This window comes from Luteibacter sp. P4_E6 (genome assembly GCF_056401535.1).
The window spans coordinates 1-9,378 of the sequence record NZ_JBFUJE010000129.1 but is presented as its reverse complement, the minus strand read 5'-3'; the positions used below and the strand labels follow the sequence as shown (position 1 = coordinate 9,378).

At 64.6% G+C, this 9,378-nt stretch carries 12 protein-coding genes; 6 read left to right on the top strand and 6 right to left on the bottom strand.

The annotated features are described in order from the left end of the window. The first annotated feature begins 70 nt into the window (after window positions 1-70). Window positions 71-1,366, top strand: coding sequence for an ATP-binding protein (locus AC1DT2_RS10195; protein WP_477296106.1), 1,296 nt, complete (start codon window positions 71-73; stop codon window positions 1,364-1,366). Window positions 1,367-1,481: 115 nt separating this feature from the next. Then, on the top strand, window positions 1,482-1,703 hold the full coding sequence (locus AC1DT2_RS10190; RefSeq protein WP_063574142.1) for a hypothetical protein: 222 nt from the start codon (window positions 1,482-1,484) through the stop codon (window positions 1,701-1,703). A gap of 20 nt (window positions 1,704-1,723) precedes the next feature. Here the strand turns inward: AC1DT2_RS10190 and AC1DT2_RS10185 are convergent, their stop codons facing one another. The 5 genes from AC1DT2_RS10185 to AC1DT2_RS10165 all read right to left on the bottom strand — a co-directional run bounded on the left by AC1DT2_RS10185 (window position 1,724) and on the right by AC1DT2_RS10165 (window position 4,666). Beyond that, the gene (locus tag AC1DT2_RS10185; RefSeq protein ID WP_477296105.1) at window positions 1,724-2,158 is read right to left on the bottom strand and encodes a PA2169 family four-helix-bundle protein; all 435 of its coding nucleotides are present in this window, start codon (window positions 2,156-2,158) and stop codon (window positions 1,724-1,726) included. 66 nt (window positions 2,159-2,224) lie between these two features. Continuing rightward, on the bottom strand, window positions 2,225-2,980 hold the full coding sequence (locus AC1DT2_RS10180) for a DUF2884 family protein (protein ID WP_477296104.1): 756 nt from the start codon (window positions 2,978-2,980) through the stop codon (window positions 2,225-2,227). Between the two features lie 5 nt (window positions 2,981-2,985). Next, on the bottom strand, window positions 2,986-3,528 hold the full coding sequence (locus AC1DT2_RS10175) for a hypothetical protein (protein WP_477296103.1): 543 nt from the start codon (window positions 3,526-3,528) through the stop codon (window positions 2,986-2,988). Window positions 3,529-3,530: 2 nt separating this feature from the next. Then, a complete protein-coding gene (locus AC1DT2_RS10170; protein ID WP_063570524.1) occupies window positions 3,531-4,064 on the bottom strand; it encodes a peroxiredoxin in 534 nt (177 codons plus the stop codon). A 143-nt stretch (window positions 4,065-4,207) separates the two neighbouring features. Continuing rightward, complete coding sequence (locus tag AC1DT2_RS10165; protein WP_213949814.1) at window positions 4,208-4,666, bottom strand: hypothetical protein; 459 nt, start codon at window positions 4,664-4,666, stop codon at window positions 4,208-4,210. 191 nt (window positions 4,667-4,857) lie between these two features. On the opposite strand from AC1DT2_RS10165, the gene AC1DT2_RS10160 reads away from it, so the two are divergent. Beyond that, window positions 4,858-5,271 carry a universal stress protein gene (locus AC1DT2_RS10160; RefSeq protein WP_063570522.1) on the top strand — a complete coding sequence of 138 codons (414 nt, stop codon included), beginning with the start codon at window positions 4,858-4,860 and terminating at the stop codon, window positions 5,269-5,271. Window positions 5,272-5,365: 94 nt separating this feature from the next. Then, window positions 5,366-6,187 carry a ferritin-like domain-containing protein gene (locus AC1DT2_RS10155; protein WP_477296102.1) on the top strand — a complete coding sequence of 274 codons (822 nt, stop codon included), beginning with the start codon at window positions 5,366-5,368 and terminating at the stop codon, window positions 6,185-6,187. 174 nt (window positions 6,188-6,361) lie between these two features. Here AC1DT2_RS10155 and AC1DT2_RS10150 read toward each other — a convergent pair whose 3' ends face one another. Then, window positions 6,362-7,075, bottom strand: a complete 714-nt coding sequence (locus AC1DT2_RS10150; RefSeq protein ID WP_063570520.1) for a hypothetical protein — start codon at window positions 7,073-7,075, stop codon at window positions 6,362-6,364. A gap of 97 nt (window positions 7,076-7,172) precedes the next feature. On the opposite strand from AC1DT2_RS10150, the gene AC1DT2_RS10145 reads away from it, so the two are divergent. Together AC1DT2_RS10145 and AC1DT2_RS10140 are read left to right on the top strand one after the other, a co-directional pair. Continuing rightward, window positions 7,173-8,432 carry an MFS transporter gene (locus tag AC1DT2_RS10145; RefSeq protein ID WP_063570519.1) on the top strand — a complete coding sequence of 420 codons (1,260 nt, stop codon included), beginning with the start codon at window positions 7,173-7,175 and terminating at the stop codon, window positions 8,430-8,432. Between the two features lie 60 nt (window positions 8,433-8,492). Continuing rightward, window positions 8,493-9,378 (top strand): thioredoxin family protein (locus tag AC1DT2_RS10140; RefSeq protein WP_477296101.1); only part of this gene is annotated, 886 nt, incomplete at its 3' end.

Sequence of the window (9,378 nt, the reverse complement as noted above, 5' to 3'; positions counted from 1 at the left end):
GCTTGGCACGACCTCGCTCGACGACGCGCAACGACGTCTTCTGGGCACCGCGGAAACCTCGGCGGGTGCCTTGCTGCAGATCCTCGACGACGTGCTCGACTTCTCTCGTATCGAGGCCGGGCAGCTGGCCGTTGCATGCCGCCCCGTCGATCTGCGTGAGCTGGTCGGGGCGGTCGTCGACCTGTTTGCCTGGAAGGCCAACGAAAAGGGACTCTCCATCGCGCGCAGGATCGACGAACGTCTTGCCGAATACGTCCTCACCGATGGCGCGCGCCTGCGCCAGATCCTGCTCAATCTGGTCAGCAACGCGATCAAGTTCACGACGCGCGGCAATATCGTCGTCATCGTCGAGGTGGTGGGCGAGACGTCTGGCCATCAGTCGTTGCGGTTGGTGGTGGCCGACACCGGGATCGGTATCGCCCCTGACGACATGGCCCGGTTGTTCACGCCCTTCACCCAGGCCGAAGCGTCCACGACCGCGCGCTCGGGCGGCAGCGGTCTCGGCCTTGCGATCAGTCGACGACTGGCCGCGTTGTTGGGCGGCCAGATCGCGATGACCAGCGAGCGCGGTGTCGGCACCCGGGTGACCATGGAGCTGACCCTGCCGGTCATCGCCCGCAACGAGGCGGACGAGCCGAGAGAAGCGCCCCCACGTGCACAGACCGACGTGCCACTGAACGTGCTCGTGGCGGAGGACCACGCCACCAACCGTGAACTGGTCGCCGCACAGCTCGATCGGCTCGGCCACCGGCACACCATCGTCGCCGATGGCGAACAGGCTTTGCTGGCGGCATCGACGCGGACCTTCGACGTCCTCCTGACCGACCTGCAGATGCCGCGGATGGATGGCTACGCGCTGGTGCAGGCCCTGAGAGAGAACGACGCCATGCTGCATATCATCGCGATGACAGCCAATGCGATGCCCGAGGAGAAGCAGCGATGCCTGGCTGCCGGCATGGACGGGTTCGTTGCAAAGCCGGTCCGGCTCGACGCGCTGCGCGATGCCCTCGCGGCCGTGACGGACGCAGCAGCGGTGTGGGATCTCGACGCCTTGCGCGAGGATTTCGGGGGACTTGCGGCGCTCCCCCGCATGGTCAGCCGGTTCGCCGCAGCGACGTATGCCGATATCGACGATGCCGGGAACCTCGGCAGCCCTGAGGACGCGGCGGCATGGAGTCACCGTATCGGCGGAGGTCTCCGCGTCTTTGGGCCCTCCAGCGCTGCCACGATGCTCGAACGCTTCGAAAGGGAGCTGCGCGGGGAAGATGCTGGCGCCGCGCTAAAACGACTCCCCAGCGTGGTCACGGCGCTGCGATCGCACGTGGAGCGTCTGATCGAATCGGCGCGGGAGCTGTCTACGGATTGAGCTTATTCTCAAAAAAAAGTGGGATTTTTCAGATTCATCTGATTTTTCCGATGACCCCGACCCGCGATTCTTATCGACGTACGCCTTAAGGCGCGTCAAGACCGAGGGGTCGCCTGTGAATCAGCACGTCATCGATTACCACATCGCGGATATCGGCGAGGCCTGGGCCATCTTTCGCGAGGGCGTCCAGATCGCCGTGCGTAAGGATCCCGGCGATGCCATCGCGTTCGCAAACTTCTTTGCCGACCGGGAAACCCGCATCGCAACACGGCCGGTTCGCGTTTCGGCCGATCACCACATGCATCGCACGCTAAGCGAGATCAGGCGCGCCGCCTGAGCTTCTGCTCAGGGAAACGCTCAGCGTCCGGTCGCGCCACCCATGTGAATCATGTCGAGGTGCAGCAGTCGCAGGCGCGCAATGTGGCGACCGACGATGGCGCGATCTCCCGAGGTGGCCTCGAGACGCAGGAAAGCGTCGAGCAGTCGACGCTCCATGTGTTCGAGAGTGCGGATATAGGTGACATCCGGATCGTTCGAGAGCTTTGCCGACGCCTCCATCATGCTGCGTCGGACCCCACTCATGGGGCCGCCGGCTGTGGCCGGACGCCCGCCGGTGGCGGTGACTTCGCCTTGTAACTCCGCAGCGATAGCCGTCAGGGAGTCGGCGGATTCTTGCAGAACAGCCTTCAGGCCCGGCTCTCGCACGCCACGTGCCGCCTGACCATAGAGATCACGATCCGCGATGACTCGGCGAATCAGCCAATTGACGACACGGATCGAGTTTCGTTCCATGGGCGAAACGTTAGACCTGTCGGACTTAGCCGGTCATAAACGTCCCGGTATCTGGTCAGCCGGCGGTCAGCCGCCGGGCTCGATCAACAGCAAAGGCTGACCAGACGCGTCGCGCAGGCCGGATTGGAGGTCGACCAACTGTCGGACAGCCGGACAGAGGGCCTGAACCCGCGGCCTGAGGGTCGATTCCAGCCGGGCGATGACACGCGCCTGACCGCCCGTGGAGACATCCGCCACGCGATCGCGCAGCGCGGCGGCGCCTTCCAGATCACCATTCATCGCCAGCTGCATGGCCTCACCGCCGACCTCCTGGGTCAGCAGGGGCGTGATATCGGAGACGATTTCCTGCGCATAGGCGCGCATGGCATCGGCCTGCCAGTCGCGGGTGCTCTGGCTCGCCGCGATACGCCGCTTGATCTCGGCAACGCGACTGGCAAGTGCCCGGTCGAGCTCACCGCTGCTCAGTGATCCCGGAGATGCACGGCCGGCCTCCTCGCGCACAGCGCGCGCAGCAACGTCCACACCATCGCTGGCGATCGCCTTGGCCTTGGGCACCAGGGCACGGACGTTGCGCTCGAAAAGGGCGACGCGGTCTTGCTCGTCCGGGCGCAGCGCCACGGTGCGACCGTCCGTGGCGAGGCTGCCATCGTGCATGCGCACACTGCGCGGAGCCACTTCCGGGCGCTCGAACAGAAGGGCATCCGAACGCACCGTAAGGTCGTAGCTGCTGGCGACCCCACAGGACATCTGGCCGACGTCCTGAGCCGCGACACTGCCCGCAACGCAGGCAGCGACGACAAAGGCGAATACGCGGGCGGTCATCCTGCTCACAAGGCGGGCTGAGCGAACTGCTGCCTCACGGACACGCGACCCAGCGTCCACGCAAGCCAGGCCAGCACGGGTACGGAGACCGCCTTCAGCACGATCCCCACGACGAGGATCGATCGCAGCTTCACGTCACGGAGCAGCTGTTCGGGCTCGAGACCGCCCTGGCCGAGCTCCACTCCGATCGCCTGCCACTGCTGAAAAGCGATCACCGCCGTGACGATCGCCCAGACGGCCAGCACGCCGGCCGCGATGCGCATGGCGCTTCGGCCCCATTCGCGCCACCGCAGGGTCCCCAGCGCAACCACCATGACGACAAACGCCCCGAGGGTATTGCCCACCGACCAAGCCAGGAAGACACGCGGATCGGGGGTACCCGCGGCTATCGCCTCGGCGCTGATGGAACGGATGGCACCTGCGGCGGCGACGATGCCAGCGGCGTTGATCACGAAGCCCACGGCCGCAAGCAACATCACCAGCCAGACCACGATGCGCCACGGCGCGAACGGACGGGCCTGCCGTGGCCCCTTCAGTGGTTTGAACATGCTCAGGTGCCCGAAGCCTTCAGCTGCGCGAGATCGGCAAGCACCTGCCCGGAGTTCTTTTCCGGATCCACGTCCTTATAGACCCTGGCGATCTTGCCGGTCGGGTCGATCAGAAAGGTCTCGCGACGGGCGTACTTGCTGCCCTTTTCGTCGCTGAGCACGTCGTACTTCGTCGCCATGGCGCCGTCTGCGTCCGAGAGCAGCGGGAACGGGACGTGGTACTTCGCGGCGAATTCGGCATGCGACTTCACGTCGTCCAGGCTGACGCCATAGACAACGGCACCGGCCTTGTGGAGCTTGACGATGTCATCGCGGAAGGTGCAGACCTCGGTGGTGCAACCGCCCGTGAAGTCCTTCGGATAGAAGTAGACGACCAGCCACTTGCCCTTTTCGGTGTCCAGCGAATGCCACTCGCCCTTCTGGTCCTGCAGCTTGAAATCGGGCGCCTTGTCGCCGACCGCGGGGCCGGCAGGGGTGGCGGCCCAGGCAGAGACAGTGACCAGGCAAAGAGCGAGAAGCGTAAAGAGGCGACGCATGGGGAAACCTCGTGGGTGGGAATCAGGGAAGTGTACTCGTCCGCGTGAATGCGGGTTCCGTCCCTTTCGGTTGCGGCGGCGCGTGAGATTCGCAAAAAAAAGAGGCGCCCCGGAGGACGCCCCTTTGCTGACGGAAGCGGGTATTACTTGCCGATCCGCTCGATCTCGAACTTGCTCAGGTCGACGCCGAGGTTGAAGCCACGGCCCGTGCCGGTAACGGCCAGGGAGACTTCACCCTTGGTCATCGCCGCGCTCTCGGCGCTCTTCACGACACCGGCATTGGCGCCGCCGCTGGCGTATTCGCCATAGATCTCGCTGATGCCGTGGACGTGGGTGAACTCACCCTTGCCACCTTCGATGCTGAACTTGCCGGCGGTGAGGCCGCCACCACGAACGTGGATGATCACGTCGGCGCTCTGGCCGTTATCGCAGCGGACGTGGCCACGGCCATCGGCCTTCTTGTAGATCGCAGCCCAACCCGTGGTGCTGAACGTCATGTGGCATTTGACCTCAGCGTCCGAAGCCGCCTTGGCGGGCTGCGCGGAGAAGGTACCTGCAGCGGCGAGTGCCAGGACAGCCAGACCGGTAATGCGCTTGATCATGTTCGTTTCTCCGTGGGTAGATGGCAGGAAGCTGCGAGACGGATTCTGTACTCACGAATGTGAAGAAACACGGAGGCTCCCGACACCCGTTCAGGAAAGGCGAGGATTCGTCGAGGACCCGTGAACCGGCTCCCCGGGCGGCTTTAGGCGGCTTACTATCGATCCAACGCCGCTCCTTGAAGGGAAATCCCATGCCCAAGCACATCCTGGTTGGCTATGACGGCTCGGAAACCGCCCGCCGCGCCTACCTTTTCGCCCTGGAGCTGGCCGCCTGCGCCGGGGCGAGGGTCCAGGTGCTCTCGGTGCTCCAGATCGACAACGGTGCCGATACGGCGGCGCTGATGATGACGGACAACGGCAGGGAGCGCCTCGAGGCGCTGAACGCCGAGGTGAAGGCCTTGAGGCCCGAGGCCGGCGTACCGGTGGCCGTCGACCTCATTCATGGAAGCCCCGGCGACGCCCTGCTCTCGTACGTGGCACGGCACGGGGTCGACCACATCGTCATCGGGCATACCGAGCGAGGCGCCCTGGCCCGCTGGCTGGTCGGCTCGACCTCGACCGACGTGCTGGCCAAGGCCCACGTGCCCGTGACGGTGGTGAGGTAGCCGCAAGGATGCCGCGTAGCCATGCTTGCCCGGCTTTGTCACAATTCGGTCAGATGCCCTCGGGGCGATAAGACAAAGCGATCGGGGAAAACGAGTGAGCTACGCCGCCACTTTGCCATGGACGCTCGAAAAACTGGACCTCTCGCGGATCGACATCGAGAAGGTCAGGCATAACGAAGACCTGTTCCTGCTGCTGTGCAGCTCCTCGTTCGTCGAGAGCGGCTCGGACCTGTACACGCATCTCCTGGTCGACCACTTCGCCGGCGACGAGACGCTGCAAGCGTGGCTCCGTGACCACTGGGAGCATGAGGAAATGCAGCACGGCCGCGCGCTGGCGGCTTATGTGCGCCACGTGTGGCCGGAGTTCGACTGGGAAACCGGTTTCCAAAGCTTCTTCGCGCACTACGGTTCGGTCTGCACGCCCGACGAGCTCGAGCCCAACCGTGGCCTGGAACTGGCCGCGCGTTGCGTCGTCGAGACGGGAACGGCGAGCCTGTATCGTGCACTCAACGAAGTTACCGACGAACCGGTATTGCGCGAACTGACGAACTACATCAAGAGCGATGAAGTCCGTCATTACAAGAACTTCTACCAGCACTTCCGCATCTATCGCGAGCGCGACAGGATCGGTCGATTCAGCACCTTGCGCACCTTGCTCAAGCGCCTGAGCGAGATCAAGAACGAAGACAGCGACATCGCGCTGCGTCACGTCTTCAACGTTCGCCATCCCGACAAGGCACATGACGACGCCGAGTTCCGCCGGGTCGCGGGTCGTGCGGAAGGTCTGCTCAAGAAGCACCTCCCCGCCGAGATGACGGTAAAGATGCTCCTGCGGCCCCTCGACCTGCCGGCCCGACTCAACACCATGCTCGAGTGGCCGCTCACGCGAATCACCGAGAAGCTGTTCCTACACTGAAGCCAGCTCAGCGATGCACAAGGTGGGCGCCATCGCATCGGCGATGGCGCACTTGCCATGTAGGAGCCGATTCATCGGCGATGGCGCACTTGCCATGTAGGAGCCGATTCATCGGCGATGGCGCACTTGCCATGTGGGAGCCGATTCATCGGCGATCGGGCGCTCGCGCAGGCGTCACTTCTTCTTCGGAAGCGGCGCCCACTTGTCCCCGTCAAAACCACCGGTCTCAAACGTCAGCGTCGTCTCACCACGACCGACGGTCACCACGTCGATGGTGATCCGCTTGGTCTTCGCCATGTCCTTGATGAACTGTGCGTCGTTGCGGAATAGCAGCGCCGGCTCGCCCGTGGGTGGGCGGAAGGCCTTCAAGGTCTTCGGTTTGCCGTCGAAGGTCGCCTTCAGCGTGCAATCGCCCTTGCAGACGAAACCCTTCCCCGCCGTGGCGTAGAGGAACGCGTTCTGGCCCCAGGCCGTATGCCGGCGCAGGATCAGCCGTACCGATGCCTCCCCCGTCGGGCTGCTGGACTGGATCGTCGCCGTGCTCTGCGTACCACCCTCCATGGGTGAGGTCTGGTAGAGCCACAGGGCTGTCAGGCGCGCCTTCTCGCTAGTGGCCTTGTAGTTGGTTTCGAGGTTGTCGAGCGTCTTCTTCACCTCGGCGGCTGCGGGCGTATCCGGGTACTTGTCGACGATCTCGTGGCCGAGCTGCACGGCGGGGCCGTCGTTATGCAGCTTCAACAGCTGTTGGTAGGTCTCGAGCTTCTTCGCCGCTTCGTCGGCCTGGTTGTTCGCCGGTGCCTGCTGTGCGGCCTGGGGCTCGGACTGCTGCGAACAGGCGGCCATCGTGGCGGTGGCAAGGAGAACGGCGAGCGGAGCGAAACGGCGCATGGCGATGGCATCCCGGAGAACGAACCCCTAGCTTCGCCCTTTGGCGCGGCTGCTGGCAAGGCGGGCGTAGAATCCCCCGACTCCCCAAGGACCACCCATGTCTTCGTCGTCCCCCGAAGCGGTATCCCTCCTTCGCCACCGCGCCTTCCTGCACTTCTGGTTCGCCAAGAACGCCTCCAGTTTCGGTTTCCAGATGATGTCGGTCGCGGTCGGCTGGCAGATCTACGAGATCACCCATCGTGCCCTCGACCTCGGCCTCATCGGCCTGGTCCAGTTCGTGCCCTCAGTGCTGCTGGCCCTGCCGGCCGGCCATCTCGCCGACCAGTTCGACCGGCGCCGCATCGTCACGATCTGCCAGTCCATCGAATGGCTGGCGATCGCCCTGCTCGCTATTTTCAGTCTCACGGGGCACATCAACGAGTTGGGAATCCTCGCCCTGGTGTTCGTGATCGGTGTCGGCAAGGCGTTCGAGTTTCCCGCCCTGCAGTCGATGCTCCCGGCGCTGGTACCTGCGTCCGTGCTTCCCCGTGCCATGGCCTCAACGGCCTCAGCGGGCCAGGCGGCGATGATCGCCGGCCCCGCCCTGGGCGGCCTGCTGTATGTCGCCGGCCCCGGCACCGTCTACTCGGTCTCGGCCGTGCTCTACCTCGTCGCTTTCACCTTGATGTCGCGACTGTCGTACGACCACCAACCACCCCGTCGCGAGCCGGCCACGCTGAAGACCCTGTTCGCTGGCGTGCATTTCATACGGCATCGCCCGGCTGTCTTCGGGGTTATCTCCCTGGACCTCTTCGCGGTGCTGCTCGGCGGCGCCACGGCGCTCCTGCCGATCTTCGCCAAAGACATCCTGCATACCGGTCCGTGGGGCCTCGGCCTGCTTCGCGCCGCGCCCGCGGTCGGCGCACTGCTGATGTCCGTGTGGCTGGCGCACAACAGCCTGACGCGGCGAGTGGGGCCGATCATGTTTGCCTCCGTGGCGGGCTTCGGGGTCGCCACCATCGTTTTCGCCCTCTCGTCCACGCTCTGGCTGTCGCTGGTCGCGCTGTTCGCCCTGGGCGCCTTCGACATGGTCAGCATGGTCATTCGTGGCGCACTGGTGCAGCTGGAGACGCCTGACGACATGCGCGGGCGGGTCAGCGCGGTCAACGCCATCTTCATCAACACCTCCAACCAGCTGGGCGAATTCGAGTCCGGCATACTTGCCGCCGCACTCGGTGCAGTAAATGCCACCCTGATCGGGGGCATCGGCACCCTGGTCGTGGTCGGCCTGTGGACCTGGTGGTTCCCATCGCTGCGACGCCGCCAGGGCCTGGTGTCAGACCCCGAGCCCATCGAAGGGGCCAGCGGCACCATCTGACACGGCGCCAAAAACGTGCTAATAGAGTGGACGTCTATACCGCCAAAGGGGATGTCCACGATGAAGCGCCTGCTCGCCGCCGCCCTTCTCACCCTTGTCGCGCCGGCCTATGCCGCGCACGAGGGTCCTGCCAGCCTCGATGCCGCACTTGCCCAGGGCAAGCGCGAGCACAAGCCGGTGCTGGTCGATTTCCAGGCGGTCTGGTGTTACTCGTGTTACTACATGGCCAGCCATGTCCTCAACGGCAAGGAATGGGACGATCTCGGCAAGAAGATCGTTTTCTACGAGGCCGATGCCGATAAGCCGGCCGACAAGGCATGGATGAACAAGCTCAACGTCCATTTCCTACCGACCTATGTCGCCATCGGTCCGGACGGCGAAGAGCTCGGACGCATCCTCGCCGAGCAACCTCGTGAAAAGTTCTACCCGCAGATCGCGGCACTCCTCTCCGGTGACGCACGCCTCTCGCACCAGAAAGACGAAGCGGTGAAGGGATCGCTCGCATCCGTGGCCGAGGTGCTCGACACCTACCAGCAGCGTTACCAGGGCAAGGAAGGCATGGCCTGGTTCGATACCTTGCCAGCCATGGTTCGTAACGTTTCCGATCAGGACAAGCGCGTCGCGCTGGCCAAGCAGCAGCTGTTGCTGCTCGAAGGCAAGGCCAACAAGAACGATACGGCCATCGCCGCGGCMGCGACCAAGGTGCTCGCCGGAAATATCGGCTGCGATCGTCCCTATGTGCTCGATGACCTGATTGCCGCGACCGCTGCGCAACCGCCGGCGACACGGCAGGCCTCGCTCTCTCCCCAGAAACCCGCCTTCGACGACTACCTGGCGACACAGATCTTCGTCGCCTCGCCCACCTGTGCCGACCAGCGCAGCGCCGTCCTGACTGCCGCCGACCTCGACGCTGCCATCGGCGACACGACGGGCGAGCAAGCGGTAC

Coding starts and splice junctions, on each gene's coding strand:
- AC1DT2_RS10175 (WP_477296103.1), bottom strand. CDS start 3,528: ATGTTCAAACCACTGAAGGGGCCACGGCAGGCCCGTCCGTTCGCGCCG.
- AC1DT2_RS10170 (WP_063570524.1), bottom strand. CDS start 4,064: ATGCGTCGCCTCTTTACGCTTCTCGCTCTTTGCCTGGTCACTGTCTCT.
- AC1DT2_RS10145 (WP_063570519.1), top strand. CDS start 7,173: ATGTCTTCGTCGTCCCCCGAAGCGGTATCCCTCCTTCGCCACCGCGCC.
- AC1DT2_RS10150 (WP_063570520.1), bottom strand. CDS start 7,075: ATGCGCCGTTTCGCTCCGCTCGCCGTTCTCCTTGCCACCGCCACGATG.
- AC1DT2_RS10160 (WP_063570522.1), top strand. CDS start 4,858: ATGCCCAAGCACATCCTGGTTGGCTATGACGGCTCGGAAACCGCCCGC.
- AC1DT2_RS10165 (WP_213949814.1), bottom strand. CDS start 4,666: ATGATCAAGCGCATTACCGGTCTGGCTGTCCTGGCACTCGCCGCTGCA.
- AC1DT2_RS10180 (WP_477296104.1), bottom strand. CDS start 2,980: ATGACCGCCCGCGTATTCGCCTTTGTCGTCGCTGCCTGCGTTGCGGGC.
- AC1DT2_RS10185 (WP_477296105.1), bottom strand. CDS start 2,158: ATGGAACGAAACTCGATCCGTGTCGTCAATTGGCTGATTCGCCGAGTC.